31 protein-coding genes are annotated in these 25,266 nt (G+C 59.2%); 8 read left to right on the top strand and 23 right to left on the bottom strand.

All coding sequences use genetic code 11. From position 1 onward, the window contains the following. Window positions 1-102: 102 nt before the first annotated feature. The gene (locus tag RSE16_05815) at window positions 103-1,860 is read left to right on the top strand and encodes a DUF885 domain-containing protein (protein WRH76984.1); all 1,758 of its coding nucleotides are present in this window, start codon (window positions 103-105) and stop codon (window positions 1,858-1,860) included. Between the two features lie 33 nt (window positions 1,861-1,893). Here the strand turns inward: RSE16_05815 and RSE16_05810 are convergent, their stop codons facing one another. Continuing rightward, window positions 1,894-3,075, bottom strand: a complete 1,182-nt coding sequence (locus tag RSE16_05810) for a CoA transferase (protein WRH76983.1) — start codon at window positions 3,073-3,075, stop codon at window positions 1,894-1,896. Between the two features lie 88 nt (window positions 3,076-3,163). Between RSE16_05810 and RSE16_05805 the strand changes: the two genes are divergently transcribed. Continuing rightward, a complete protein-coding gene (locus tag RSE16_05805) occupies window positions 3,164-3,586 on the top strand; it encodes a DUF6491 family protein (GenBank protein WRH76982.1) in 423 nt (140 codons plus the stop codon). A 34-nt stretch (window positions 3,587-3,620) separates the two neighbouring features. On the opposite strand, the gene pal is transcribed toward RSE16_05805, so the two are convergent. The 13 genes from pal to RSE16_05740 form a co-directional block, all read right to left on the bottom strand. Continuing rightward, window positions 3,621-4,151: a peptidoglycan-associated lipoprotein Pal gene (pal, locus tag RSE16_05800; protein ID WRH76981.1), complete on the bottom strand. Its 531-nt coding sequence runs from the start codon at window positions 4,149-4,151 to the stop codon at window positions 3,621-3,623. Window positions 4,152-4,193: 42 nt separating this feature from the next. Further along, window positions 4,194-5,546, bottom strand: coding sequence for a Tol-Pal system beta propeller repeat protein TolB (tolB, locus tag RSE16_05795; protein WRH76980.1), 1,353 nt, complete (start codon window positions 5,544-5,546; stop codon window positions 4,194-4,196). A gap of 14 nt (window positions 5,547-5,560) precedes the next feature. Continuing rightward, window positions 5,561-6,409 carry a hypothetical protein gene (locus RSE16_05790; GenBank protein ID WRH76979.1) on the bottom strand — a complete coding sequence of 283 codons (849 nt, stop codon included), beginning with the start codon at window positions 6,407-6,409 and terminating at the stop codon, window positions 5,561-5,563. A gap of 5 nt (window positions 6,410-6,414) precedes the next feature. Next, on the bottom strand, window positions 6,415-6,891 hold the full coding sequence (tolR, locus tag RSE16_05785) for a protein TolR (GenBank protein WRH76978.1): 477 nt from the start codon (window positions 6,889-6,891) through the stop codon (window positions 6,415-6,417). 10 nt (window positions 6,892-6,901) lie between these two features. Further along, window positions 6,902-7,594 (bottom strand): protein TolQ, encoded by a 693-nt coding sequence (gene tolQ, locus RSE16_05780; protein ID WRH76977.1) that lies wholly within the window; start codon window positions 7,592-7,594, stop codon window positions 6,902-6,904. 10 nt (window positions 7,595-7,604) lie between these two features. After that, a complete protein-coding gene (locus RSE16_05775; GenBank protein ID WRH76976.1) occupies window positions 7,605-8,063 on the bottom strand; it encodes a YbgC/FadM family acyl-CoA thioesterase in 459 nt (152 codons plus the stop codon). A 144-nt stretch (window positions 8,064-8,207) separates the two neighbouring features. Next, window positions 8,208-9,230: a Holliday junction branch migration DNA helicase RuvB gene (gene ruvB / locus RSE16_05770; protein ID WRH76975.1), complete on the bottom strand. Its 1,023-nt coding sequence runs from the start codon at window positions 9,228-9,230 to the stop codon at window positions 8,208-8,210. Further along, the gene (ruvA, locus tag RSE16_05765; protein WRH76974.1) at window positions 9,227-9,835 is read right to left on the bottom strand and encodes a Holliday junction branch migration protein RuvA; all 609 of its coding nucleotides are present in this window, start codon (window positions 9,833-9,835) and stop codon (window positions 9,227-9,229) included. The genes ruvB and ruvA overlap by 4 nt, the downstream gene beginning before the upstream one ends. Window positions 9,836-9,924: 89 nt before the next feature. Beyond that, a complete protein-coding gene (ruvC, locus tag RSE16_05760) occupies window positions 9,925-10,392 on the bottom strand; it encodes a crossover junction endodeoxyribonuclease RuvC (protein WRH76973.1) in 468 nt (155 codons plus the stop codon). Window positions 10,393-10,487: 95 nt separating this feature from the next. After that, the gene (locus RSE16_05755; protein WRH76972.1) at window positions 10,488-11,231 is read right to left on the bottom strand and encodes a YebC/PmpR family DNA-binding transcriptional regulator; all 744 of its coding nucleotides are present in this window, start codon (window positions 11,229-11,231) and stop codon (window positions 10,488-10,490) included. A 75-nt stretch (window positions 11,232-11,306) separates the two neighbouring features. After that, the gene (locus tag RSE16_05750) at window positions 11,307-11,627 is read right to left on the bottom strand and encodes a heavy metal-binding domain-containing protein (protein WRH76971.1); all 321 of its coding nucleotides are present in this window, start codon (window positions 11,625-11,627) and stop codon (window positions 11,307-11,309) included. 146 nt (window positions 11,628-11,773) lie between these two features. After that, entirely contained in the window at window positions 11,774-12,016 is a 243-nt protein-coding gene (locus RSE16_05745; protein ID WRH76970.1) for a DUF2312 domain-containing protein, read from the bottom strand. 55 nt (window positions 12,017-12,071) lie between these two features. Further along, a complete protein-coding gene (locus RSE16_05740; GenBank protein WRH76969.1) occupies window positions 12,072-12,374 on the bottom strand; it encodes a DUF1244 domain-containing protein in 303 nt (100 codons plus the stop codon). 106 nt (window positions 12,375-12,480) lie between these two features. Here RSE16_05740 and pyk point away from each other — a divergent pair, with 106 nt between their 5' ends. Next, entirely contained in the window at window positions 12,481-13,908 is a 1,428-nt protein-coding gene (pyk, locus tag RSE16_05735; protein WRH76968.1) for a pyruvate kinase, read from the top strand. A gap of 4 nt (window positions 13,909-13,912) precedes the next feature. On the opposite strand, the gene queA is transcribed toward pyk, so the two are convergent. Next, window positions 13,913-14,941 (bottom strand): tRNA preQ1(34) S-adenosylmethionine ribosyltransferase-isomerase QueA, encoded by a 1,029-nt coding sequence (queA, locus tag RSE16_05730; protein WRH76967.1) that lies wholly within the window; start codon window positions 14,939-14,941, stop codon window positions 13,913-13,915. A 9-nt stretch (window positions 14,942-14,950) separates the two neighbouring features. Then, on the bottom strand, window positions 14,951-15,601 hold the full coding sequence (locus RSE16_05725; GenBank protein ID WRH76966.1) for a peptidylprolyl isomerase: 651 nt from the start codon (window positions 15,599-15,601) through the stop codon (window positions 14,951-14,953). Window positions 15,602-15,757: 156 nt separating this feature from the next. On the opposite strand from RSE16_05725, the gene RSE16_05720 reads away from it, so the two are divergent. From RSE16_05720 to RSE16_05705, 4 genes are read left to right on the top strand one after another with little or no spacing between them, the layout of a single operon-like run. Continuing rightward, window positions 15,758-16,312, top strand: a complete 555-nt coding sequence (locus tag RSE16_05720; protein ID WRH76965.1) for a DUF3617 domain-containing protein — start codon at window positions 15,758-15,760, stop codon at window positions 16,310-16,312. Continuing rightward, window positions 16,309-16,866, top strand: a complete 558-nt coding sequence (locus RSE16_05715; protein ID WRH76964.1) for a DUF3617 domain-containing protein — start codon at window positions 16,309-16,311, stop codon at window positions 16,864-16,866. Before RSE16_05720 ends, RSE16_05715 begins: the two co-directional genes overlap by 4 nt. Continuing rightward, complete coding sequence (locus RSE16_05710) at window positions 16,863-18,002, top strand: serine hydrolase domain-containing protein (GenBank protein ID WRH76963.1); 1,140 nt, start codon at window positions 16,863-16,865, stop codon at window positions 18,000-18,002. The genes RSE16_05715 and RSE16_05710 overlap by 4 nt, the downstream gene beginning before the upstream one ends. Window positions 18,003-18,010: 8 nt before the next feature. Beyond that, complete coding sequence (locus RSE16_05705) at window positions 18,011-18,334, top strand: HNH endonuclease (protein WRH76962.1); 324 nt, start codon at window positions 18,011-18,013, stop codon at window positions 18,332-18,334. A 63-nt stretch (window positions 18,335-18,397) separates the two neighbouring features. Here the strand turns inward: RSE16_05705 and RSE16_05700 are convergent, their stop codons facing one another. The 3 genes from RSE16_05700 to RSE16_05690 all read right to left on the bottom strand — a co-directional run bounded on the left by RSE16_05700 (window position 18,398) and on the right by RSE16_05690 (window position 20,340). Further along, a complete protein-coding gene (locus tag RSE16_05700; GenBank protein ID WRH76961.1) occupies window positions 18,398-18,583 on the bottom strand; it encodes a YdcH family protein in 186 nt (61 codons plus the stop codon). A gap of 234 nt (window positions 18,584-18,817) precedes the next feature. After that, window positions 18,818-19,657 (bottom strand): 2,3,4,5-tetrahydropyridine-2,6-dicarboxylate N-succinyltransferase, encoded by an 840-nt coding sequence (dapD, locus tag RSE16_05695; GenBank protein ID WRH76960.1) that lies wholly within the window; start codon window positions 19,655-19,657, stop codon window positions 18,818-18,820. Next, entirely contained in the window at window positions 19,654-20,340 is a 687-nt protein-coding gene (locus RSE16_05690) for a pyrimidine 5'-nucleotidase (protein WRH76959.1), read from the bottom strand. Before RSE16_05690 ends, dapD begins: the two co-directional genes overlap by 4 nt. Window positions 20,341-20,452: 112 nt before the next feature. Between RSE16_05690 and RSE16_05685 the strand changes: the two genes are divergently transcribed. Beyond that, window positions 20,453-22,780 (top strand): S8 family peptidase, encoded by a 2,328-nt coding sequence (locus tag RSE16_05685; GenBank protein ID WRH76958.1) that lies wholly within the window; start codon window positions 20,453-20,455, stop codon window positions 22,778-22,780. Between the two features lie 3 nt (window positions 22,781-22,783). On the opposite strand, the gene RSE16_05680 is transcribed toward RSE16_05685, so the two are convergent. From RSE16_05680 to RSE16_05665, 4 genes are all read right to left on the bottom strand, one after another. Further along, window positions 22,784-23,155, bottom strand: a complete 372-nt coding sequence (locus tag RSE16_05680) for a hypothetical protein (GenBank protein ID WRH76957.1) — start codon at window positions 23,153-23,155, stop codon at window positions 22,784-22,786. Between the two features lie 91 nt (window positions 23,156-23,246). After that, window positions 23,247-23,609 carry an iron-sulfur cluster assembly accessory protein gene (locus RSE16_05675; protein ID WRH76956.1) on the bottom strand — a complete coding sequence of 121 codons (363 nt, stop codon included), beginning with the start codon at window positions 23,607-23,609 and terminating at the stop codon, window positions 23,247-23,249. Next, on the bottom strand, window positions 23,609-24,076 hold the full coding sequence (locus RSE16_05670; GenBank protein WRH76955.1) for an SUF system Fe-S cluster assembly protein: 468 nt from the start codon (window positions 24,074-24,076) through the stop codon (window positions 23,609-23,611). Before RSE16_05670 ends, RSE16_05675 begins: the two co-directional genes overlap by 1 nt. Beyond that, on the bottom strand, window positions 24,073-25,263 hold the full coding sequence (locus RSE16_05665) for a SufS family cysteine desulfurase (protein ID WRH76954.1): 1,191 nt from the start codon (window positions 25,261-25,263) through the stop codon (window positions 24,073-24,075). The genes RSE16_05670 and RSE16_05665 overlap by 4 nt, the downstream gene beginning before the upstream one ends. Between the last annotated feature and the right edge of the window lie 3 nt (window positions 25,264-25,266).

Here is a 25,266-nt window from a genome sequence, read left to right as displayed (position 1 = left end):
GTCATACACGGAAAAACATGGCCGTGGGCTTCGTCACCCCGTGCTTGACACAGGGTCAGGCTTTCCGGCACCGATCATCCAAAGCGTTTCGGGAGGAAATAGATGCGCAAGTCATTGTTGTGTTCGCTTGCTGCATTGGCGCTGGCACCCTCGCCTGCATGGGCCGACCCGGGCAGCGACCTCAAGGCGCTGGTCGATGATTATTGGGCTTATGTAGTCGAAGAATCGCCGGTGATGGCAAGCTCGCTCGGCAATGACAGCTATGCCGGCAAACTGGGTGATTACAGCCTTGCAGGAATGGACCGTTTTGCAAAGGCGAGTGCCGATTATCTGACGCGGCTGCAGGCGATCCCAGAGGCGCAGTTAAGCGCAAAGCAGCGGATCGAATATGGCATATTGAGACGGACGCTCGAAGGGTCAATCGAGGGCAATGGCTATGGCCAGCGCACAATGAATTTCTCGACCTATTCGGGATGGCATCAAAGCTTTGCCGGAATGGCCAACAATCTGCCGTTCCGCAGGCTTTCCCATTATCGCAGCTATATCGCCCGCCTTGGCCAATATGGCCGGGCAAATGACGAGGCGCTGGCCGTGGCCGACGCCGCTATCAAGGGCAGATATACCCTGCCTTGCGAAATCTTGCCCGGTTACGAAAAGGGAATTTCGGGGCTGATCGTCGCCGATCCGCGACAGTCGCGCTATTTCCAGCCCTTCACCCGGACCCGCCCAGACAGCATCAGCGAAACCGAATGGAGTGCGCTCCAGACAGAAGCTGTCGCGGCAATCTCTAACATCATCTATCCTGCGCTTAACAAGCATCTCCACTGGTTTACCAAAAGCTACAAGCCCGCCTGTGCCAAATCACCGGGCGTTTCTGCCCAGCCAGGCGGCATGGCCTATTATAGTTTCCGCATCCGGCAGGAAACGACGACGAACTTGAACGCCGACCAGATCCATAATCTGGGCCTGAAGGAAGTCGCGCGCATTCGTGCCGAAATGGTCGAGGTTGCAAAAAAGGCCGGTTTTGAAAGCCGCGAAGCCTTTATCGAGCATCTGCGCACCGATCCCCGCTACTATGCGAAAACGCCCGAAGAGCTGATGGAAAAGGTCGCACGCGTTACCAAAACCATCGACGGGAAGATGCCCAGCTTATTCCACCGCCTGCCGCGCTTGCCTTATGGCATCAAGGAAATTCCGGCAGAGATTGCGGAAGGCACAACGACCGCCTTTTACAGCCCGGGATCGCCAGCCATTGGCGTTGCCGGATTTTATTATGTGAACACGTCAAAGCTGGATCAGCGGCCCTTCTGGGAAATCCCTGCGCTTTCGGTGCATGAAGCAGTACCGGGACATCATCATCAGATCGCGCTCCAGCAGGAGCTCGACCTTTCCGATTTCCGCAAGCACGGTGCCTTTTTCACAGCCTTTACCGAAGGCTGGGGCCTCTATTCCGAACGGCTCGGGATCGAAATGGGGCTGTATGACACACCGGCCAAGGATATGGGCCGCCTGTCTTACGAAATGTGGCGCGCCTGCCGGCTTGTCGTCGATACCGGCATCCATGCCAAAGGCTGGAGCAAGGCACAGGCCATGGCGTTCATGCGCGATAACAGCGCGCTGACCGATGCCAATATCGAGGCGGAAGTGAACCGCTATATCAGTTGGCCCGGACAGGCGCTTGCCTACAAGATCGGCGAACTCAAGATCCGCGAACTGCGTGAACTTGCAACACGGGAACTGGGCTCGAAATTCGACCTTGCCGCATTCCATGATACTGTGCTGGGTCAGGGATCGGTCCCGCTGGATGTCCTTGAAACCATAGTGAAGGATTGGATCGAGGCGGAGAAGGCGAAGGATTGAACCCGCCGACCCTACGCGCGTCAAGGGACATTCTTATTCCGATCCCAGGACCTCATCGCGGTCGGCATCAAGGCTGGGCGGATCACCATAAATTGAGGCGGGGGTTGCCGAATAATGCACCGGATGGCGCATCGAGCGGTAACGATAGCCTGCTTTAGCTTCACGCTCTTCGAAAAAGTCGACTGCTTTCAGATGCGGGTCGTCGAACATATCGGCCATGCGGTTGTAACGCATCGCAGGAATGTTGTTGGCATCGAGCAGTTCAAGCCATTGGTCGGTGGTCTTGATCGCAGTCGATTCTTCGATCGTCGCATATAGCTCGGCCGTGTTCACCAGCCTCGCTTCATAGGTCGAGAAGCGCGGATCCTGAAAAATGTTAGGTCGGCCAGCCAATTCGAAAAAGCGTTCCCATTGATTGTCCACATAAGGGACGATCGCGATATAGCCATCCTTGGTCGGATAAGGCCGGCGCCGGGGGTTAACTGAGCGGGTATAGGCCAGCTTTCCATTCCCTGGTATGTAGGTGTTGCCCCACAAATTTTCGACCATGTTAAACCATGTGAAGCATTCGAACATCGGCACCTGCACAAATTGTCCGCCATGCCCGTTGGCGCGCGCGAGCAATGCCGCCGTCACGGCATTGGCGGCAAACAGCCCGCTGACTTTGTCCGCCACAAGCGTCGGCGCATATTGTGGCCGGCCGGCATCGCGCATCTCGAACAGTGCGGCAAAGCCCGATGCTGCCTGGATGATGTCGTCATAAGCCTGCCTTTTGGCATAGGGGCCATCCGCGCCAAAGCCTGCGCAATGAACATAGACAATTTCGGGGTTCACCGCCTTCAGCGCCTCATAACCAAGGCCAAGCCGCTCCATCCCGGCCATACGCACATTATGGAAAAAGACATCGGCTTCTGCCGCCATAGCAAGGATAGCCGCCTTGTCCTCTGCGATTGAAGCATCCAGCGCGACCGATTTCTTGTTTCGGTTGAGGCTGGCAAAGATCGGGCCAAGGTCACCGGTAGGATTGTCTCCGGCCCTGCGCATGATATCGCCGCCGCCAGCCGCATTTTCGATCTTGATCACCTCTGCGCCGAGATCGGCCAGTTGCAACGTTGCGAACGGTCCAAGGACTACGGTCGACATGTCCAGCACCTTGATACCCTTTAGCGGGCCGGTGCGTTCGCCATCCCATTCAAGTACGGGCCATGCTGCCACCTTCATCTCCCCTTATTTCTGTCTCGTTCATTTCTGGATAATCGGCTATCGTTCAATGTCGATACGACATTTGATCGCGGAGGATGATATGCGCATTACCCTTATGCTCGCACTGGCCGGTACCGTGCTGCTTTCGGGCTGTAGCTATGGCGACGCCGAGAATAGCCCGGCGCCAATCCGCGACCGTGAAGCAAAGATCCTCGCCAAGGAATTGAAGGGCAAGGTTGCCGGAGAACCGCAAAACTGCATCTCGACATTGGGCCGCGAAAACATGATCCGGATCAGCGATGATATGGTGCTCTACCGTCAGTCGGGCCGACTGGTCTATCAGAACAAGCTGCGTTCGCCCTGCCCCGGCTTGGCGCGCGATTCCGATGTTCTGGTGACTGAAAGCTTTGGCGGGCAATTGTGCCGCGGCGATATTGTGCGCCTTGTCGATCGCACCAGTGGGATGCCCGGCCCGGTATGTAGCTTGGGCGAATTTGTGCCCTATCGCACGAAGGCCGATTGAGAGGTCGCCCCTGCGCAGGCAGGGGCGAGATTACTTACCGGATAACCAGCGTCACAGCGCGGCGATTTTGCGCCCAGGCTTCCTCGTTCGATCCGAGTGCCTGTGGGCGTTCCTTGCCATAGCTGACGGTCTGTATCCGCGAGGCGTCGACGCCCAGCGAAGCCAGATAGTTTTTTGCGGCATTGGCACGACGTTCACCCAGCGCGAGGTTATAGTCGCGGGTGCCGCGTTCGTCGGCATGCCCCTCGATAGTGACCATCGCATTAGGATAGCGCGCCAACCATTGCGCCTGGGTCTGCAAAGTCGCCTGATCGGCGGTATCGATGTTGAACCGGTCGGTGTCAAAGAAGATGCGATCGCCCATATCTCCAACCGAACGGATGAAATCTTCCTGGCTGCCAGGCACGATCGTCGGTTCGGTCGGCTGGCTGTTCATATCGGGATTAGATGTGCCCGTAGTATTGTCCGCAACGGGCGGCAAATCCTTGATCTCCTTCTTGCCGCAAGCCGCAAGCGCGGTGCAGGCGAGAAGCAGCAGGGCCATGGTGCGTGCCGTTTTCGTCATCTTATTCTTTTCCTTTCCTAACGCCCCCAAGTTTAAACGCGCTTATGGAAGCACAGGCCCCCAAGCGGGATCCGAACCATCAACCGGGGTGGGCAACTTTCTTTCGTTGCGCCCGGTCAGATCGACCTGCCAGACACTTGTTTTACCACTGTTTCTCTCCGTGCGAAAGAACTGGATCACTCGGCCATTGGGTGCCCAGGTCGGCGCCTCATCCTGCCAGCTGTCGGTGAGCAGACGTTCGCCCGATCCATCGGGGCGCATCACCCCAACACGGAAATCGCCCGCAATGCGGGTATAGGCGATCAGGTCCCCGCGCGGGCTCCATTCCGGTGTCGCATAACGCCCGCCGCCATAGCTGATCCGGCGCTGGCTCGATCCATCCGTGTTCATGATGTAGATCTGCTGGCTGCCGCCCCGATCGCTTTCGAACACGATCTGTCGGCCATCCGGAGAGAAACTGCCGCCCACATCGATGCCGGGCGCGGTCGTCAACCTCACTGGCGCGCCGCCACTTGCTGATACCTTGTACACATCGGTATTGCCTGCAACGGCCATTGAATAAAGGATCGTCTGCCCGTCGGGTGACCAGCGCGGAGCAAAGGTGGGATTGCGCGACTGGGTGATCAGCCGTTGCCGCCCGCTGTCGATATCATAGACATAAATGCGCGGGTTCCCATCCTGATAGCTGAGATAGAGGATCGACTTGTAGTTGGGCGAGAAACGCGGGGTCAGCGCGGTCGACTGCCCATTGGTGATGAAACGGTGGTTCGCCCCATCCGAATCCATGATTGCCAGCCGCTTCACGCGTTTGCCCTTCGGCCCAGTCTCCGCGATGTAAGCAATGCGGCTGTCGAAAAAGGGCAGTTCGCCAGTTAGTTTCGAATAGATCGCATCCGAACATTTATGCGCCGCCCGCCGCCAGTCGCGCGGGGCGACAACGAAACCGAGCCGCGTCAATTCCTGTCCAAAATTTACGTCATACAGATAACATCCGACGGTCAATTGGCCGTCGCCGCCGACACGGACAAAGCCTTCGATCAACTGTTCGACATTCCGGCCTTTCCAATAATCATATTGCGGTGTGGTTACCTCGGCCAGGGTGATCGGGCGGATTCCGGCAGGGCCCTGCGGCTCGAACAGTCCGCTGTTGCGCAAATTGGCAGCGATGACCTCGGCGATCTGCCGGCCCAGATTGGCGCTGTTGCCGGCGGGGGTATCGGCCGGGTTCGGCGCGACCAGAGCAGGGACAGCGATGCGGCGAGCCTTAGCGGTATCAAATTCGACCAGTTCCGGTTCATCGTCGGGCGCTGCATCCTGCGCAGCGGCTATCGGCGCAATTGCGACCAACCCCATCAACGCCAGCAGGAAAGACAGTATCGATCGTTTCGCTTTCATATCGCTCTTCCTGTTCAGCCCGTGGCACGCAGCCGCATTGCATGCGTCTTCCACACGTCGTGATATTCGGGGTCGAGCCCCCGGAAAGGCGATGCGGCACGCACCGCCTGAATGATGCACCGCTTCAACGGCTCCGCTTGCGGGCGATTATTATCGTTAATCCCGGTCTGCTTGTCCACCCGCACATCGATCAGCCTGCCGGTCGCGTCGAGATTGAGGGTTACGAAGGTTTCGATCTGGCGAATATCAAGGCCCGTTGGAGCGCAGCGTTCAATCTTGTCACGAATCTGCGGGCCTAGCGCGGCGTTGACCTCGCGCCGGACTTCCGGCCCGGCTTTGCGCGCAACCGTGCCCGCCTGCTGGGCCGTACCCTGTGTCGGCTGGGGGTTGCTTCCCGTTCCGCGCACCGCATCTTCGAAACTTTTGCTGAATGGGCGCGGGTTAGCCTGTTTCGGGGTCGCCTGTTTGGGGGTGGGCTGTGTAGCGGTTTTCTGCCTGGGCGGGGTCGCCGCCTGCTTGTGCAAAGGCTTGGGGGCTGGCTTCGCTTGCGGTGCCGGCTTCTGCTTTTCAACCGCCTTGGGAAGCGGTTTGGGGGTAGGCTTTTCGATCTTCATTGCCGGTGCCGGTTCAGCCTCGGCAGGTTCCGGCTCGGCGGCAGCCGCAGCGGGGGTGGGTTCTTCCTGCACTGGATCGGGGGCAGTCGAGACATCGGCGACCGGGCCATCGAGCGTGACCGAAATTGGCTGCGGCTTGACGATGCGGTCGGCCGTTAACAAGCCCGCAATCGCGAACGCGCCAAGCAGTAATGCATGGCCGCCGACGGCAGTTCCCAGCCCTATCCTTTCCGCACGGTCCATCGCCATGATGGCTATTGCTCCTCAGATGAACCTTCGGTGACCGGCGCGGATGCCGCGGTCGTCAGCAGGCTGACCGAATTCAGCCCGACCCGGTTCAACTCGCCCATCACCTTCATCATCTCGCCATAGCTGATCGCGGCATCGCCGCGCAGCATGATCTGGCGCGGATTGTCGGGATCCTGTTCGCCCGCAATTTGCTCAAGCCGCGCCGAGAGCTCGCCATCACTGACGGGTTCGCTGTCGAGGAAGACCTGACCTTCCTTGTCGATCGAAATATCGATCGGTTCCGCTTTCTGGTCGAGCGGCTTCGCGCTGCTTTCGGGCAGTTCGACCGGCACACCCGAAACAAGCAACGGCGCAGTGACCATGAAAATGATCAGCAGAACCAGCATCACATCGACAAAAGGCGTAACATTGATCTCCGCCATGGGCGCGCGGCGCGTCCCGCGACGACCGCGGCGGGCGGAACCGCCGGAGTTGAGGTTCATTGCCACGCGATCAGCCTTCCCGCTCCAATTCGCGGCTCAGCATCCCATGAAACCCGTCGGCAAAGCGGCCCATGCGCGCTTCATACTGGTTCAGGCGGTGTGAAAAACGGTTATAGGCGATCACCGCCGGGATAGCTGCAAACAGGCCGATTGCGGTGGCAAACAGCGCCTCGGCAATGCCGGGGGCAACAACGGCAAGGCTGCTATTCTGCTCGGCGGCGATGGCGGAAAAACTGCGCATAATGCCCCACACAGTGCCGAACAGTCCGACAAAGGGGGCAACCGCGCCGGTGGTGGCAAGAAAGTTCAATCGGTTCGAAAGCTTTTCGCTTTCGGCCGCAATCGTTGCGTCCATCGCGGTCGCCAGGCGGTCGCGGGTACCCTGACGGTCAACCGACTTGCCGCTGGTCGAACGGCGCCACTCACTGATCCCGGCCGCAAAGACCCGGGCGAGTGGCAGATCGGATTTCCCATGCGCCTTTACATAGGCGTCGACATCCTCGGTGCGCCAGAATTCACGTTCAAAGGCTTCGCTCTCCTTCACTATGCCGCGCATCTTCAAAACGAAACTGATGATGATCGTCCATACCCAGACGCTGGCGACCGCTAGCCCGATCATCACCGCCTTCACGACCCAATCGGCCTGAAGGAAGAGGTGCATCGGAGAGAAACTCGCGCCCTGGGCCAGAATCGGTAAATCCATAAATGTCTTTCTACCTTGCCTTGATCGCTTCAAATAATTCGAGCCACGCCTTGGGTTGCCGACGCGGACGGCCCTCTGGTGTCAGGAATGCGGCGGTGACTTCTGCCTCGGTCAGGATTTGGTCGCCGCGCATGACTGCCTGATGAATAACAACGCTTGCGCCCCGAATTTCTTCAACCGTCGAGACGACGAGGAGCGCGTCGTCAAAATGCGCCGGCGCACGATATTTGATGTGGAGGTCAGCGACCGCATAAACACCCTCCCCACCTGCATAGGCGCTGCGCTGGTCAATGCCCGCGACGGTCAGCATGTCGGATCGGGCGCGTTCCATGAAATGGAGGTAGCGGCTGTGATAGACGACACCGGAAAAGTCAGTGTCCTCGAAATAGACCCGCACTGCAAACAGGTGGCGGCGCACCCCATCTTCGGATTTGGCGAAATGGCCGTGATAGGGTTGCGTGCCGCTCATACTCCAGTGGCTTAACGCAAGGATTCTCGTATCGGAAGGGGGTTATACCGGCAGAGACTCCGTTGGCCGATGAAATGACTCGGGCTGTCCAAGAATTTAAGTGTCACCCCCGACCGGAATGACAAATCAAAAACAACCGCGCGACTATTTATCAAACAACCCGTCCTGCACAGCCGATGGCGGCGTGATACCCAGATGCTTCCACCCCGGCCCGTTCAACTGCCGACCGCGAGCGGTGCGAGCGATCAGACCAAGCTGGAGCAGATAGGGCTCCACCACATCCTCGATCGTATCGCGCGGCTCCGAAAGCCCCGCCGCCAACGCCTCTACCCCCACCGGCCCGCCGCGATAGATATCGGCGATCATCATCAGATAGCGGCGGTCCATCGCATCAAGGCCAAGGCTGTCGACCTCAAGCCGGTTCAGCGCGGCATCGGCGATGCTCGCCGTAACCAGTTCTTCACCCGCTACATTTGCAAAATCGCGCACGCGGCGCAGCAATCGCCCGGCGATACGTGGCGTGCCGCGTGAGCGCTTCGCAACCTCGCGCGCACCATCGGGGGCGATCTCGAGGCCGAGCAGTTTCGCCGCTCGCGTAACGACTAGCTCCAGTTCGTCATGCGTGTAGAAATTCAATCGCACCGGAATGCCGAAACGGTCCCGCAGCGGCGTGGTCAGCAATCCCTGCCGCGTCGTCGCACCGACCAGCGTGAAAGCAGGCAGGTCGATGCGCACTGAGCGCGCCGACGGCCCTTCGCCGATCATGATATCGAGCGCGCGGTCCTCCATCGCCGGATAGAGGATTTCCTCAACCACCGGATTGAGCCTGTGAATCTCGTCGATGAACAGGACGTCGCCTTCTTCCAATGTTGTCAACAAGGCCGCAAGGTCGCCCGACTTGGCGATGACGGGGCCCGAGGTCGAGCGGAACCCGACGCCCATTTCCTTTGCGACAATCTGCGCCAGCGTGGTCTTGCCCAAGCCAGGCGGGCCGAAGAAGAGCACATGGTCAAGCGCATCGCCCCGCGATTTTGCCGCCTCGATAAAGACGCGCAAATTCTCTCGCGCCGCCTGCTGCCCGATAAATTCGGTCAGCGATTTGGGACGCAGCGCGGCGTCAACATCTTCAGGCTTGCGCATCGGGGTAAGGTGGGGGTTATCGGTCACTTCGCCGCTCTCTTCAGCGCCAGCCGCACCAGCGCATCCAATGTCGCGCCATCACCCAATTCTTCCAGCGCCAGCGCGACTGCACCCTGCGCCTCACCGGGTTTGAAGCCGAGGCCGGTGAGCGCAGCAACGGCATCCGACACATTGTTGTTCCCGGCCTTGGCGGCCGCCGCCAGCTTCGCGCCGCCACCGATTCCGGCCAGCGCGCCGACCTTGTCGCGCAATTCATTGACAATGCGGCTGGCAAGTTTCGGGCCGACGCCGTTGGCGCGCGCAACCATCGCGCTGTCGCCATTGGCAATCGCGATGGTCAGATCGTCCGCCTCCAGCGCTGAAAGAATGGCCAGCGCGACCTTGGCACCCACGCCCTGCACCCCGATCAGCAAGCGAAACCAGTCACGTTCCTCTCGGCTGGCAAAGCCGATCAGCCGCTGGTCATTTTCGCTCACCAGCATTTCGGTGAAGACTGTGGCAAAATCACCGGCACAGCCCAATGCCGCCAGCGTCCGCGCGCTTGCCTGCACCAGATAGCCGACGCCGTTCACGTCGATCACCAGGCTGTCGACGCCCGTTTCATCGATGCGGCCATTAAGTTTCGCGATCATATCATTTGGTTAGCGCCGGTGCAGGCAATCGGCAAGCAAAAGAGAACATCGTAAGAACGATTATGTCCCTCTCCCACAGGAGCGCAATATCAGCGAGTATGATGCGCGTGCGTCACTGCCACGGCGAGCGCATCCGCCGCATCCTCGCCGGCCAGTTTCAGCCCGGGCATCAAGACGCGCAGCATCGCCGCGATCTGCGCCTTGTCGGCCTTGCCGGTGCCGACAACCGATTTCTTGACCAGCCGGGCTGCATATTCCGTAACGGGAATGCGGCTGCGCGCTGCACCAAGCAGCACCACCCCGCGCGCCTGCCCCAACTTCAGCGTCGATTGCGCATTCTTGTTGACGAACACTTCCTCAACCGCCGCCTGTTCAGGACGGAAATGCTCAATCACCGCGCGCAGTTTTTCGTCGAGTAGCACCAGCCGGTTCGCCAGCGGCAATTTCGCATCGGTGCTGATCTCGCCATTGTCGATATGGCTGAGGCGGTTGCCATCCTTTGCGATGACGCCCCAGCCTGTGGTGCCAAGGCCGGGGTCGAGGCCCAAAATGATCATAGCTTCCTCTCCCACTTGCGGGAGGGCCTGGGGAGGGCCTGTCCCAAGGACGATCGAGGGTTATAGGCCCTCCCGCATGCGGGAGGGGGACTGACTTAACCCAGCTTCGCCATCACTTCGTCGGAAACATCATAATTGCCCCAGACAGTCTGGACATCATCATCGTCTTCAAGCGTGTCGATCATCTTGAGCAAGGTTGCGGCATTGGCTTCGTCCACCTCGACCTGCGTTTGGGGGCGCCAGGCAAGCTTCGCACTATCGGCCGCGCCCAGCGTAGCTTCTAGTGCCTTGGAAACTTCGTGCAGCGCGTCCATCGCAGTCCAGATGCTGTGCTCTTCCTCGCCGCTTTCAACATCCTCGGCACCCGCCTCCAGCGCAGCTTCAAACATGGCGTCGGCATCGCCCGCGCTGGCTGGATAGGTGATCAGGCCCATACGGTCAAAACCGTGGCTCACTGCACCTGACGCGCCCAAATTGCCGCCATTCTTGCTGAACGCAGTGCGCACATTGGTGGCGGTGCGATTGCGATTGTCAGTCAACGCTTCGACGATCACGGCAACGCCGCCCGGGCCATAGCCTTCATAGCGGATTTCTTCGTAATTTTCAGCATCGCCGCCGCTCGCCTTGTCGATGGCGCGCTGGATATTGTCCTTGGGCATCGACTGCGCCTTGGCCGCATTGACCGCGAGCCGCAGGCGCGGGTTCATATCGGGGTCGGGCATCCCCATTTTTGCCGCGACGGTAATTTCGCGGCTTAGCTTGGAAAACATCGCGGAGCGCTTCTTATCCTGCGCGCCCTTGCGGTGCATGATATTCTTGAATTTGCTATGGCCTGCCATGGCTCTCTTCCCGGCTGTAAGAAACTGAAGGCGCGCCCTTACATCAGGGACCGCGCCTTCGGCAAGCCACACAGATTACCCCAGCTTCACCGCAGTCCCTGACGCGCTCACCATCAACATCGAGCCGCCCTGACCCATAACCTCATAATCAAGGTCGATGCCGATCACGCCGTCTGCGCCCAGTGCGCGGGCTTCGTCGGCCAGTTCCTTCAATGCGGTTTCGCGGGCATCGCGCAGCGAGTTTTCATATGCGCCTGATCGGCCGCCAACAATGTCGCGGATACCTGCAAACAGATCCTTGAAAATATTCGCGCCGACAATGACTTCGCCGGTCAAAACGCCCAGATACTGGACGACGGGGCGCCCCTCGACGGTGGAGGTGGTGGTAAGCAGCATCGTGGCTCTCCTACTGGTCACCCCGATATCTAATCGAAAACGCCTTTGGCGCGAAGGCCCTAATACATAGCGGACCCGCAAAATTTACATCGCGGACAAGGCATCCTGAAACAAGTTCAGGGCGCCGTTGCTGGGAAAGGCAGCAGTTACGCCAGCCCGAGTGCCGACTTATAGGTTTCGAGGATCGCTTCCATTTCCTGCCTGTCATGGGTTTCCATTTTGCGCAGGCGAACGATCTGGCGCATGATCTTGGTGTCATAGCCTTGGCTTTTCGCCTCGGAATAGACGTCACGGATATCGTCGGCGATGCCCTTTTTCTCTTCCTCAAGCCGTTCGATGCGTTCGATGAACAGGCGCAACTGGTCTGCGGCGATATTGCCTTCGGACATGATATTCTCCGGTTGGTTGTGGGCCGGACATGGCCCGAATCAGAATGCGTCCCGCTTAGTGGCTTGGCGCGTTCTTCGCCACACTCTCCTGCATGCGCTGCAACTGCGCCGGCGTCGCCTCTGATTGGTATTGCGCTTTCCATTCAGCAGACGGCATGCCGTGGATCAATGTGCGCGCCTCTTCCTTGTTCAATTCCGGTTGCGCTTCCATCACCCAGTCGGCCAGACAGTTGCGGCAGAAACCGGCAAGGCCCATCAGGTCGATATTTTCCGCGTCATGGCGATGCTGCAAGTGCGCGACCAGCCGGCGAAAGGCAGATGCCGCGGCGGCGTCGCTGATGGATTTGTCGTTTGGCATAGCTATGTTCCCTTCCCGTTGCAGACGTTGATCGTTATGGGGGGCCGAAGACGTAAATTCCAGAGCCGCAAGAGAGCTTTCCCCTATGCAATATCATAAGCCGCGCATGCGCAAGGTCCGCATCCTCGCGACATTAGGCCCGGCAAGCGATACGCCAGAGATGATCGAGAAGCTGTTCCGCAACGGCGCCGATGCGTTTCGCGTCAATATGAGCCATGGCGAACAGGCCGACAAAGCGAAGCTGATCGCCAATATCCGGGCGCTGGAAAAGGCCTATAACCGGCCGACGACGATCCTTGTCGACCTGCAAGGGCCCAAACTGCGCGTCGGCACTTTTACCGGCGGCAAGGTTGCACTGGAAACCGGCGCTCCCTTTCGGCTTGATACCAACAAGACGCCGGGTGACGCGACCCGAGTGCATTTACCGCACCCCGAAATCTATGCCGCGCTCGAAATAGGCACGCGCTTGCTGCTTGACGATGGCAAGGTTGTGCTGCGCGTCACCGATATCGGCCCCGACCATATCGACACCCGCGTCGAAGTTGGCGGGGCGCTGTCAGATCGCAAGGGGCTGAATGTTCCCGATGTTGTCGTGCCGATTGCGGCGTTAACCGAAAAGGACCGGTCGGATCTTGCCTTTGCGCTGGCGCAAGGTGTCGATTGGGTTGCCATGTCTTTCGTGCAGCGACCCGAAGACGTCGCCGAGGGCAAGAAGTTGATCGGCGGCAAGGCATCGCTGCTGGCCAAAATCGAAAAGCCTGCGGCAATCCACCGGCTGGAGGAAATCCTTGAGCTTGCCGATGGCGTGATGGTCGCGCGCGGCGATTTGGGCGTAGAACTGCCGCCCGAACAGGTGCCGCCGCTGCAGAAAAAGATTGTCTCGACCGCGCGGCAAATGGGCAAGCCGGTTGTTGTCGCAACGCAGATGCTGGAATCGATGATCGTATCGCCGACCCCGACGCGCGCCGAAGTCTCCGACGTAGCGACTGCAATCTACGATGGCGCTGACGCGGTGATGCTGTCCGCTGAAACCGCCGCGGGCGCATGGCCGATCGAGGCCGTGTCGATCATGGACCGGATCGCGCAGCAGGTCGAAAGCGACCCGGATTTCTTCAAGCGTATCCACTTTACCGAAACCCCGGCCGATGCGACCACTGCCGATGCCTTGGCCGAGGCAAGCGGCCGTATTGCCGATACAGTGGAAACAAGCGCGATCGTCTGCTTCACATCGTCAGGCTCGACCGCGCGCCGCATTTCACGTGAGCGCCCCTCCGTGCCGTTGTTGGTGCTGACCGCGTCGCAACAGACTGCGCGTCGGCTCGGACTGTTATGGGGTGCCTTTGCCGTGCGCACCCGCGATATTGACAGTTTTGAAGACATGGTCGCGAAGGGCAAGCGTATGGCGCTACGCTATCATCTAGGCAGCGCCGGTGCACGATTGATCATGATGGCAGGCGTTCCCTTCGGCACGCCGGGTTCAACCAACGTGCTCCACGTCGTGCGGCTGACCGGGGACGAGTTGAAGGGCCATTGATCCCTTAAGGGATCAGCAGACTCGAATCCCCATAGCTGTAGAAACGATATTCCGTCTCGATTGCGTGCGCATAAGCAGCGCGCATCCTATCGAGCCCCATCAACGCACTGACCAGCATGAACAGTGTCGATTTGGGCAAGTGAAAATTGGTCATCAGACCGTCAACGCCCTTGAAGCGATAGCCTGGCGTGATGAAGATGTCGGTATCACCTTCGAACGGAAGTATGCGTCGATCCTCGCTCGCCGCGCTTTCCAATAGGCGCAGCACCGTAGTGCCGACTGCGATGATCCGCCCACCGGCATCGCGCACAGCATTCAACCGGTCGGCAGTCGCCGGATCGATCCGGCCCCATTCGCTATGCATCTTATGCTCTTCGGTATCATCCGCCTTCACCGGCAGAAAAGTACCCGCGCCAACATGGAGCGTCAGTGTTTCATGGCCGATGCCCGCGCCAGCAAGTGCATCCATCAATTTAGGAGTGAAGTGCAGCGATGCCGTAGGCGCAGCAACCGCCCCGTCCTTTTGTGCGAACATCGTCTGATAATCGCTCTTGTCGGCTTCATCGATTGCGCGCTTGCTGGCGATATAGGGCGGCAGCGGCATCGTGCCCGCCCTATCAAGCAAAATTTCTACCGCCTCCTCGCCATGGAAGAGGAGGATGAAGCTGCCGTCCTCCAGCCGTTCTTCCGCCGTCACGGTCACGCCGCCGCCGAAGATGATCTCGTCCCCCGGCTTCAGCCGTTTGGCGTTGCGGATGAATGCCTGCCAGCGGCGCAGATCGATGCGTTTGTGAAGCGTTGCGCCAATTCCGGCGGCTCCGCGCCGCCCTTCAAGCTGTGCCGGGATCACGCGGGTGTCGTTGAACACAAGGCAGTCACCTTTGCGCAGTCGCAACGGAAGGTCGCGCACATGCGCATCCTCCATCGGGCCATCACCGGAAACACATAACATTCGCGCCGCATCGCGCGGAGAAACCGGACGCAGCGCAATGCGCTCCGGAGGGAGCTCGAAATCAAATAGGTCTACGCGCATTTTTGTGGATCAGTTAAGCGGCCGGTTGAGGTCAGAGACGCTGATCTGGGGGGCTGCCGGTGCGGCAGGTTTCGCCAGAGCCGCAAAATCGGGCGGGGGCAATTTGTCAGCAGCGATCGACGCCTGCACGATGCGGTCCGGGGTTGCCGGCGGCTCGCCGCGCTGGATCGCATCGACAAACTGCATCCCCGAGATCACCCGACCGAAAACCGTATATTTCTTGTCGAGGCCAAAACGCGGCAGAAAGCAGATGAAGAACTGGCTGTTTGCGCTGTCATCACCCTGCGCGCGCGCCATAGAAACCGTGCCGCGCAAATGCGCACGATCATTGAATTCCGCCTTAAGGTCAGGGAGCGGCGAACCACCTGTGCCGGTGCCTGTCGGATCGCCGGTCTGCGCCATAAACCCTTCAATTACGCGGTGGAAGACCACGCCATTGTAAAAGCCCTGGCGCGCCAGCGTCTTGATCCGCTCAACATGCGCAGGCGCAACATCGGGGAACATCAAAATTGTCACGCGCCCGCCAGTAGACAGGTCGAGATGCAGCGTATTTTCCGCTGGATCCGCAGCCGGGGCAACAGGCGCGGGAACCGCATCCTGCGCATATGCCGCTGACAGACCGAACAGCGAAATCATCAGATAAGCCAAAAAACGCAACATGCTGGGGCACACTCCCTTGATCTCAATTGCGCCTCCTTAGCGAGCCGAACTGTCCTTGTCATGAACGAAGCGACGTTCCTGTAAAACGGTTGCCAACATGAATATTTGGCGACAACATGGGCTCTCAAGAGTATTTGGGACCAGGAGAGACAAGTTATGAAGCCTTTACTGGCGATCGGAATGGTAACGGCATTGGTTGCGCTGTCGGGTTGTTCCAACAAAGGGGCTGATTCGGATGGTGACGGCAAAGTCAGCACGGCAGAGGCTCAGGCCGAACTGGCGCAAGACGGGGCCATGGCAATGCAGCCCGGGCTTTGGGAAGTGAAGATCAGCTTTAGCAGCATCGACGCCCCCAAATTGCCGGCCGAAGTCAAGGACCAGATGCTGAAGGCAATGGGCAACGGCATGTCGGTGCAATCCTGCCTCACCAAGGAGCAGGCTGAAAATCCCGGCGTCGATTTTTTTGGCGGCGACGAACAAAGCAATTGCACATTTGCCAAACTGGACCGCAACGGTAACAATATCGCAGTCGAAATGACCTGCAAACCGCAAGGCGGAATGACCATCGCCAGCAAGATGGATGGCAGCTTTGCCAAGGAAAGCTACACAATGACCATGGAACAGAAAAGTGGCGGAACGCCGATGGGGGATCTGACGATGAAGGGCAAAGTCGAAGGCAAGCGCATCGGGGAGTGCCCGGCACAGTCATGATGAAAACCGCTTTGAAAACTTTCGCACCCGTCGCCCTGTTGTTGACCATTACAGGATGCGCCGACAATGCAGACACCAATGGCGACGGCGTCGTTTCCCGTCAGGAGCGGGCCACCGAAATGCAGCGCGATGGCTATCTGGCCATGGAACCAGGCCGTTGGCGCATGGCCTTTGCCTTTACCGAAATCGACGTGCCGCGGTTGGGCAATGATGAAAAAGCCAGTATCAAGTCCGAACTCGCCAAAGGCGCATCGGGCGCATCCTGCCTCAGCAAAACAGAAGCGGCAAAGCCCGGCCCCGATTTCTTCGGCGGCAAAGGCGCGGAAGACTGCAGCTACCAACAATTCGACATTGCCGGCAACAGGGTCACGATGAAACTGGTGTGTGGCATGGGCGATCTTGGCAAAGCGAACATAGATCTGAACGGCACCGTCGGCGATCGAGATTTCGCGTTCGATACCGATCTGCAGGTGCATGTCCCTATGGCAGGCAAGATCACGCTAAAGGGCACGATGCAGGGCACGCATGAAGGCGAATGCCGGGGCGACGAGTGAGCATCAGCTTTGCCCGGCGCGCGCTGATCTCCGCGACCATAACGTTCCTGGCTGGACCGCCGGCCATGGCCGAAAGCCCTTCGCGTTTGCCCGAGCCGGCCCAAGTGCGGGTCGATTTCAGCGCGACGGCAATCACCGCACATTCTGCGACAGGCGAAGCCGGCGTTGTCGGACGACCCGTGACCATCAACGATCCGGCGCGCGTTGCATCAATCTCGAAACTGGTGGGTGCCTTGGCGGTAATGCGGTTGGTCGATCAGAGGCGTATCGATCTTGATCGCGATATAAACGACTATTTGGGTTACAGTATCCGCAACCCGGCCTTTCCCGACCGCAAGATCACGCTGCGCCATTTGCTGGCGCACACATCGGGCATACGCGACAACATCGATTATCTGATCCCGCTTGATGGCAAGCTCGCAACCGTTCTCGCAAATCCCGACGCATGGAACCCGATCCATGAACCGGGCGACTATTTCAGCTATGCCAACCTCAATTCGCCGGTCATCGCGGCGACCATAGAAGCGGCCACGCGCGAGCGGTTTGACCGCATTGTCGCAAAGCAGGTACTGGCCCCGCTAAGGCTAGACGCCTGCTTCAATTGGGGCTCGGGCTGTTCTCCGCAAAGGCGGAGCCAAGCAGTCACCTTGCTGCGGACCAATGGCGATCTTGCTCGTGATGCGGCAATTCAGGGTGCCGATCCTTGCCCTGTGCTTGCAGCTAGTGATGGCAGCTGCGATCTTGGTCGTTACCGGATAGGAGAAAATGGCTCATCCTTCAGCCCGCAGGGCGGCCTGCGGATTTCAGCTCAGGGCTTGTCCAAGATCGGGCAGGTGCTGATCAATGGCGGTCGTCCGCTTTTGTCGAGCAAGGCCTTTGCCGAAATGACAAAGATGCAATGGCGGTTCAATGGCGCCAACGGGGACGATGATCGCGGCTATTTCAACGCCTATGGCCTTGGCGTGCACATCCACCAGGATAGCAAGGGCACGCGATGGATCGGCCATGTAGGTGAGGCCTATGCCTTGCGCGCCGGCCTTTGGGTCAACCCGAAGACGCGGCGCGGCTTTGCCCAGTTTGTGACGATGGTCCCAGCGGAAACGCCGGTTGGCCATTGCCTTGAAACCTGCCCTTAGAGCATCGCATGGCCCGGAAACAGAGATGGGAGGATGCCGATGAAGCGGCGGATGAGGCAGTGGTCGTGCAGACCTGCTGGCTATGCAGCCGCACGATCGGTGAAACCGTCGAATGGCATCATCCGATACCGAAGAGCAGGGGTGGGCGGTCACGCGAGCCGATCCACCCGATCTGCCACCGGACAATCCACGCCAATTTCACCAACAGCGAACTGGAACGGCGCTATTCAACGGCAGTGGCATTGCTCGGCCATACCGAAATCCGCCGTTTCGTCGATTGGGTCGCGAACAAGGATCCGGATTTCTACGTGCCGACCAAAGACCGACGGTGAGCAGCAATGCAGGGACGGTATCACCTGATATCCGTCCCTGCAGCTACCGCCTGAGCAACGATATCAGGCGGGCTCAGGGCGCTTTCGGCCTTTTGTCACGACGTGTTGCAGCTTGTCCTTTACGGCGAGCTTCATACGCTTCAATCGCTGGATGCGGTCAAAGCTGGGCCAAGCGCGCCGGATTTCAGACCGCAGCTCATCATCGAGTTTCTGGTGATATTGCAATAGACGGAAATCGCGTTCCGACATGATAAAGCTCCTCTTGAACAATGTTTTGCTCAATCGGATGCTCCGATGCCAGGCGAGGGTATTCGGGGGAAACAGGGACCGCAAAACCTAGCACCGGAGATCCGATGCGGCCGACATCACGTTCCTTCCGAAGAAGCGAGCGCCAGAGGGGCCCGGTCCGCACAAGCAAATTAGAGCGATTCGTTCTTATATGCAAGCGAAACCGGAATTCGGTTCGTCGCCAATGCGCGGCGCTTAGTCGCGCAAAAGCTCGTTAATCGCTGTTTTACTGCGCGTTTGCGCATCGACACGCTTAACGATGACCGCACAAGCAAGGCCGGGACCGGGCGAACCGTCAGGCAATGGCTTGCCCGGCAACGATCCCGGCACCACCACCGAATAGGCAGGGACGCGGCCGACAAAGACCTCGCCCGTGGCGCGATCAACGATTTTGGTGGTCGAAGAAAGGAACACACCCATCGCCAGCACGGCTCCCTGTTCAACCACAACACCTTCGACGACTTCGGACCGAGCACCGATGAAACAATCGTCCTCAATGATCACCGGTCCCGCTTGAAGAGGTTCGAGTACGCCGCCAATGCCGACGCCGCCCGACAGATGGACATTCTTGCCGATCTGCGCACAACTACCTACCGTCGCCCAGGTATCGACCATCGTGCCTTCGTCAACATAGGCCCCCAGATTGACAAAGCTGGGCATGAGGACGACGCCCTTGCCGATATGAGCGCTGTGGCGGACAATGCTACCCGGAACGGCCCGAAAGCCCGCTGCGCGAAACCGGTTTTCGTCCCAGTTGGCAAATTTCGAGGGCACCTTATCCCACCAGTGCGCACCACCCGGTCCACCCGGAATCGTCTCCATGTCGTTCAGGCGGAAAGAGAGCAGAACCGCCTTTTTCAGCCATTGATTGACCTGCCAGTTGCCATCAACCTTCTCGGCGACGCGGCGGTCGCCGCTATCGAGAAGATTAAGCGCCTCGACCACGGCCGCGCGCACTTCGCCGCCGGTGCCAATGGTGATGGCATCGCGTTCATCCCAAGCCTTTTCGATAATTGCCTGCAAATCGCTGCTCATGCCAGTTCCCGTTCCTTCAAGATGCCCAACCATTTGGCCAGATCGCTGATTTCATGATCCACAAATTCGGGGCATTCGCCACTACCTTCATGGTCGTCGCTATGGTTGATCCAGGCAGTTGTCATGCCCAGTGTTTTTGCCGGTTGAAGATTATGAACCGAATCTTCAAAAAAGATTGCCCGGGCCGGATCGATAGCGTGCCGTTCGCATAGGCTGTGATAGCTGCGCAGGTCAGGCTTGGGCCGATGCTGCATCTGGTGGATATCGAACATATCCTCGAACAGGCCATCAAGGCCGCGCGCGGTCAGCACGCGCCGCGCGTAAGGGGCATCGGCGTTGGTGAAGATCAACTTTCGTCCCGGCAATGCTTCGATCCCTGCACGAAGCTGCGCGCAGGGTTGCAGGAGAGACATGTCGACATCATGGACAAAATCGAGATAGCCATGCGGATCAACGCCATGTTCAGCCATCAACCCGCCCAACGTGGTGCCATGGCTGCGCCAGTAATTATAGCGGATTTCATGCGCCCGCTTTGCATCGACCTTGAAACAATCTTCGACATAGAGCGCGATGCGATCGCGCACCTGCTCCATGATATTATGTTCGGGCGCATATAGCGTCAGATCAAGGTCGAAAATCCAAGTGTCGACATGATCGAGATCGGGAAAGAGCGCTGCTGACATGGCCGCCGCGTTAACCAGCGCGGGTAAAAGGCGCAACCATCATCTGCGTTAAGACTGGTGCAAGCATTGCGACCACATTAAGAGCAGGGGCCTAAAAGAGGATAGAATCAAAATGGCCGAACAGGGCAAGGGTCGTAACATTGCCATTGGTACATCGCTGGTTTTCGCACTGACGCTGTCTGCCTGCGGCGGTGGAGGCGGCGGCGTGGGTTCAACCCCCGTCCCCCCAGCGGTGACCCCGCCAGCGCCGCCTCCGCCTCCGCCTCCGCCGCCGCCACCTCCGCCTCCTCCGCCGGCCAATTTCAACACGCTCGAATATCAGCGGTCGAACGGCGCGGTGCAGGCACAGGCAATTACCGCCTATAATGCAGGCGCAACCGGTGCGGGAGTGATCGCCGGCGTCATCGATAGCGGCATTAACGTCGACAGCCCCGAATTTTCAGGCAAGATCCACCCGCTTTCGGGCGATTTCGCTGGAAACCGTGGCCTTCAGGATGAAGGCGGACATGGCAGCGCAGTGTCGGCCGTACTGCTGGCCGCAAAAAATGATACCGACACGCATGGCATCGCCTTTGGCGCAACATTGCTGGTACTGCGCACTGATACGGCGGGAACTTGCGCCACGACAGAACCGGACAAGGGCTGCACTCATAGCGACAACAACATGGCGCGTGCCGTCGACCGCGCGGTGCAGGCCGGTGCCAAGGTCATCAACATGTCGCTCGGCGGATCGCCCATGAATGCGACGCTGCGTGCTGCAGTCGACAGAGCGACAGCCGCAGGCATCATATTCGTCATATCGGCAGGCAATGATTTTGATACCGAACCAGCCACTGCCATAAACCCCGATCCGATGGCGATGATCGCGATCGATCCGATTGCGCGCGGCCAGATTATCATCGCCGGCGCGACCGATTCCACACAGGCGATTTCGGCCTTTTCCAACCGTGCCGGCACGGGCCAGAATTTCTATCTGACCGCATTGGGCGTGCGCGTGCGCGCGCCTGATGAGACCGGAGCCCAATTCCTATGGAGCGGCACCAGCTTTTCGGCACCAATCATCGCCGGCGCGGTCGCCTTGCTCGCCCAGGCATTTCCCAATCTGACCAGCCAGCAGATCGTCAACCTTTTGCTGACCACGGCGACGGACCTGGGCACGTCTGGCATCGACAATATCTATGGCCGAGGCGAACTGAACATTGCCAAGGCATTCCAACCTGTCGGGTCGGCGTCGATCGCAGGCACACCCATTCCCGTCCTCACTGGCGCCACCGGCACCTTGGGCGGACCGCTGGGCGATGCAGGCGGCAACCAAGGGCCCAAGTCGATCATCCTCGACAGTTATGGCCGCGCCTTCAACGTCGACTTCAGCGGAACGATGCGCGCGGCGCGGGCAACGCCCAAGCTCGCTCCCGCGCTGGCCATCGGGATGAACACACAGATCGCCGCCAACTCAAATTTCGCGGTCACCCTTTCGGTCGCGCAACGCCGTGACGGCGTCGGTCCCGATCGGCTCGATCTCAGCCCGCGGGAACGCGTTCAGGCGCGCGCGGTTGCAGGCGCAGTCATCGCCCGGCTGGGTCAGGACCGGCAGGCGGGGATCGGCATAGCGCGCAGCAGCGGTGCCTTGGTCGGCCAGATGACGGTCGATCGCGCCGCGGCCTTTATCGCGGCCGATGCCGCGCAGGATTCGCTCGGCTTTTTCGCGCGCCCCGCCACCGCCTTTGCCTATCGGCAGACGCGCGGCGACTTTGGTTTGACCGTCAGCGGCGAAAATGGCGATGTGCGGCTATGGCAAGACTATGCCGGAGACCCGCTGCGTAGCCGTTATCAAGGCCATGGCTATACCTTAGCGCGTGTCGGGGTCGACCGGGCGATTGGCGCATGGAAAGCCGAATTTGCCGGCACGGCGCTTGAAGAACGCGAGACGATCCTTGGCGGAGCTTCGAACATATGGACCGGTACCGTCGGCGCGTCGAGTTGGTTTGCCGATGCAAGGCTGCGTTTTGCACCCGACGGCCACTGGCAATGGAGTGCAGCTTATCGCCGCGGCTGGACACGCATAGGCGCGGCCGGCCTTCGCGACGGCGCAGATTGGCTGCAGACCGACGCATGGTCTGCCGATGTTACCCGCATTGGCCTGTTCTCGCTGCACGATAGCTTCGCCCTGCGTGTCTCGCAGCCCTTGCGGGTGCGCAGCGGCGGCCTGAACCTGACACTTCCGGTCGGTTATAGTTATTCGACGCTGAGCGCAGAATTTGGCCGCCAATTTGTATCACTTGCTCCAACCGGTCGCGAAATGGACATGGAGGCTGCCTATGCCACACCTTGGGCAGGCGGTTCGCTATCGGCCAATGCCTTTTGGCGGCAGGAACCGGGTCATATCGAGCGCGCCGATAACGATGTCGGCGTCACGCTGCGCTTCCTGCGGAAATTCTAGCCTTCAGCGATAATCAAAATTGCGGGCCACAAATTGACGCCAACGCCGTTGACGATGGGCATAAAATAATCTGGCAAAGCCACAGATCAGGGGTGTGAGAACGCCGGCATCAATATGAACGCGGTCGACATATCGAGTGCCGGTGCCTTCTGCGTAGATTTCAATCCAGTGGTCCCATCGCTTGATCAAGGGGCCGTAACCATTGTCACGCAAAACATAGCGCCCTGCCAGCTGTTCCGGCATTTCAATGCCTACAGCCTGCCAGCCAAGCGGCAGGATGCCGAAAAGAAACATCCACGTCCGATACTCACCAGGTACCCATCGTTCCGGAAAGGCCTGTCCCTGCGGAACAAAACGGATCAGGCCGCGCGCCACATAATGGAGCAATTTGGAATTCTGGACATGATCCCAAATCGTTTCGGGCGATGCACCGAGATAAACAGATAACTCGACGGTCCGCACCAGACTAGACGGTAAAGCTCTCTCCGCAACCGCAGCTGCCGGTTGCGTTGGGATTATTGAAGACGAAACCGGCAGTGAAATCATCTTCCTGCCAGTCCATCACAGAGCCGACGAGATAGAGCACCGAGCCGCCATCGATGAAGAATGTGCCACCGGGCGTTTCGATCCGTTCGTCAAATGCACTAGCCTCGTTCACATAATCGACCGAATAGGCCAGCCCCGAACAGCCGCGTCGCGGGGTTGACAGTTTGACGCCGATCGCATCTTCAGGGGCGCTCTTCATCAACTCTGCAATGCGCGCCTCTGCCGATGGCGTCAGCGTGACGGCGGCGGGCAGCGGTCGGCGAGTCTTTGTCTCGGTTGTCATCACAACATTCCCAGTTCGAGGCGCGCTTCGTCGGTCATCTTGTCTGGGCCCCATGGCGGATCCCAGACCAGATTGACCTCAGCATCCCCTATCCCGGGGACAGCCCCGACGCGCAGTTCAACCTCGCCGGGCATGCTTTCAGCGACCGGGCAGTGCGGGGTCGTCAATGTCATCGTTACCAGCGCATGGCCCTGATTGATCTCGACATTATAGATGAGGCCAAGGTCGTAGATATTCACCGGGATTTCGGGATCGTAGATTTCCTTCAGCGCTTCGATCACAGCCAAGTGCAACGCCTCATCGCCTTCTGCGACGACGGGCTGCGGCTTTTGGGCAAGAAAACCTTCGAGATAATCCTTTTTCCGCTCCAGCTTTTCAGCAGGGCTTTCCATATCTTCAACGCGCGCGCGCGGCGGCGTCTCCACGCTGTCAACTTCCTCGACGATAATTTTCTGTTCTTCGCTCATCCGAAGATCCTTTTTACCCGTTCCAGGCCGCGAACCAACGCCGCAACATCCTGTTCATCATTGTAGATACCAAAACTGGCGCGCGCCGTTGCGGCAACGCCCAGATGCTCCATCAGCGGCTGGGCGCAATGATGGCCGGCGCGGATCGCGACGCCCTCTTCGTCCAATATGGTGCCGATGTCGTGCGGATGCACCCCTTCCATTGTGAAAGAGACAATCCCGGCCGATTTTTCCGGCCCGTATAGCGTGATCGAGTTGATCGTGCTCAAGGCATCCCGCGTTTGCGCAGCAAGGGCGCTTTCATGGGCGAAGATTTCCTCAGGACCAAAGCTGTCGACAAAATCCATAGCGGCATGCAAGCCGATCACCTCGATGATCATGGGCGTGCCCGCCTCAAAGCGCGCAGGGGCCGGCGCATAGGTCGTCTTTCCAAATGTCACCCGGTCGATCATTGCGCCGCCGCCCTGCCATGGCGGCATGGCATCCAGCGTCTCCGCCTTTGCCCACAAGACGCCGACCCCGGTCGGCCCGTAAAGCTTGTGAGCGGATAGCACATAAAAGTCGCAGCCAAGTTCGGCCATGTTGAGCCGCATCCGCGGCGCAGCCTGGCAGCCGTCGAGCAAAAGCTTGGCACCCACGGCATGGGCCGCCTTCGCTGCACGCTTTGCCCCAAGGATGGACCCAAGCACATTGGAAACATGCGCCAGCGCGACCAGCTTGTGCGCGGGCGTCAGATGCGCCTCCAGCCAATCAAGGTCGATCAGGCCGTCACCGGTCAATGGACACACATCGATATGCGCTCCAACCTTTTCCGCCAACATCTGCCAAGGCACGATATTGCTGTGATGTTCAAGCTGGGACAGCATGATACGGTCGCCAGCCTTCAGGTTCGCTGCCCCCCAGCTTTGTGCGACAAGGTTGATGCCCTCGGTCGCGCCGCGCACGAAGATGATCTCATTGGGCGACGCTGCACCGATAAAACGGGCGGCACGTTCGCGTGCTGCCTCAAAAGCCAGCGTCATATTGGCCGAACGCGCATAAACGCCGCGATGTACGGTGGCGTAATCAGTTCCCCCGGCACGCATCATAGCGTCCAGCACGACCTGCGGCTTTTGCGCGGTCGCGGCCGTATCCAGATAGCGCCAATCATTGGCAAGGCCCGGAAATTGGCTTCTGATTGCTGCCATGTC

Source organism: Sphingobium sp., assembly GCA_035196065.1.
Classification (GTDB): Bacteria; Pseudomonadota; Alphaproteobacteria; order Sphingomonadales; family Sphingomonadaceae; genus Sphingorhabdus_B; species Sphingorhabdus_B rara.
Note: the sequence above shows the minus strand (reverse complement) of the source record. Positions and strands in the feature narration are given on the sequence as shown.

Coding starts and splice junctions, on each gene's coding strand:
- RSE16_05815 (WRH76984.1), top strand. CDS start 103: ATGCGCAAGTCATTGTTGTGTTCGCTTGCTGCATTGGCGCTGGCACCC.
- RSE16_05805 (WRH76982.1), top strand. CDS start 3,164: ATGCGCATTACCCTTATGCTCGCACTGGCCGGTACCGTGCTGCTTTCG.
- pal (WRH76981.1), bottom strand. CDS start 4,151: ATGACGAAAACGGCACGCACCATGGCCCTGCTGCTTCTCGCCTGCACC.
- tolB (WRH76980.1), bottom strand. CDS start 5,546: ATGAAAGCGAAACGATCGATACTGTCTTTCCTGCTGGCGTTGATGGGG.
- RSE16_05790 (WRH76979.1), bottom strand. CDS start 6,409: ATGGCGATGGACCGTGCGGAAAGGATAGGGCTGGGAACTGCCGTCGGC.
- tolR (WRH76978.1), bottom strand. CDS start 6,891: ATGAACCTCAACTCCGGCGGTTCCGCCCGCCGCGGTCGTCGCGGGACG.
- tolQ (WRH76977.1), bottom strand. CDS start 7,594: ATGGATTTACCGATTCTGGCCCAGGGCGCGAGTTTCTCTCCGATGCAC.
- RSE16_05775 (WRH76976.1), bottom strand. CDS start 8,063: ATGAGCGGCACGCAACCCTATCACGGCCATTTCGCCAAATCCGAAGAT.
- ruvA (WRH76974.1), bottom strand. CDS start 9,835: ATGATCGCGAAACTTAATGGCCGCATCGATGAAACGGGCGTCGACAGC.
- ruvC (WRH76973.1), bottom strand. CDS start 10,392: ATGATCATTTTGGGCCTCGACCCCGGCCTTGGCACCACAGGCTGGGGC.
- RSE16_05755 (WRH76972.1), bottom strand. CDS start 11,231: ATGGCAGGCCATAGCAAATTCAAGAATATCATGCACCGCAAGGGCGCG.
- RSE16_05750 (WRH76971.1), bottom strand. CDS start 11,627: ATGCTGCTTACCACCACCTCCACCGTCGAGGGGCGCCCCGTCGTCCAG.
- RSE16_05745 (WRH76970.1), bottom strand. CDS start 12,016: ATGTCCGAAGGCAATATCGCCGCAGACCAGTTGCGCCTGTTCATCGAA.
- RSE16_05740 (WRH76969.1), bottom strand. CDS start 12,374: ATGCCAAACGACAAATCCATCAGCGACGCCGCCGCGGCATCTGCCTTT.
- pyk (WRH76968.1), top strand. CDS start 12,481: ATGCGCAAGGTCCGCATCCTCGCGACATTAGGCCCGGCAAGCGATACG.
- queA (WRH76967.1), bottom strand. CDS start 14,941: ATGCGCGTAGACCTATTTGATTTCGAGCTCCCTCCGGAGCGCATTGCG.
- RSE16_05725 (WRH76966.1), bottom strand. CDS start 15,601: ATGTTGCGTTTTTTGGCTTATCTGATGATTTCGCTGTTCGGTCTGTCA.
- RSE16_05720 (WRH76965.1), top strand. CDS start 15,758: ATGAAGCCTTTACTGGCGATCGGAATGGTAACGGCATTGGTTGCGCTG.
- RSE16_05715 (WRH76964.1), top strand. CDS start 16,309: ATGATGAAAACCGCTTTGAAAACTTTCGCACCCGTCGCCCTGTTGTTG.
- RSE16_05705 (WRH76962.1), top strand. CDS start 18,011: ATGGCCCGGAAACAGAGATGGGAGGATGCCGATGAAGCGGCGGATGAG.
- RSE16_05700 (WRH76961.1), bottom strand. CDS start 18,583: ATGTCGGAACGCGATTTCCGTCTATTGCAATATCACCAGAAACTCGAT.
- dapD (WRH76960.1), bottom strand. CDS start 19,657: ATGAGCAGCGATTTGCAGGCAATTATCGAAAAGGCTTGGGATGAACGC.
- RSE16_05690 (WRH76959.1), bottom strand. CDS start 20,340: ATGTCAGCAGCGCTCTTTCCCGATCTCGATCATGTCGACACTTGGATT.
- RSE16_05685 (WRH76958.1), top strand. CDS start 20,453: ATGGCCGAACAGGGCAAGGGTCGTAACATTGCCATTGGTACATCGCTG.
- RSE16_05675 (WRH76956.1), bottom strand. CDS start 23,609: ATGACAACCGAGACAAAGACTCGCCGACCGCTGCCCGCCGCCGTCACG.
- RSE16_05670 (WRH76955.1), bottom strand. CDS start 24,076: ATGAGCGAAGAACAGAAAATTATCGTCGAGGAAGTTGACAGCGTGGAG.
- RSE16_05665 (WRH76954.1), bottom strand. CDS start 25,263: ATGGCAGCAATCAGAAGCCAATTTCCGGGCCTTGCCAATGATTGGCGC.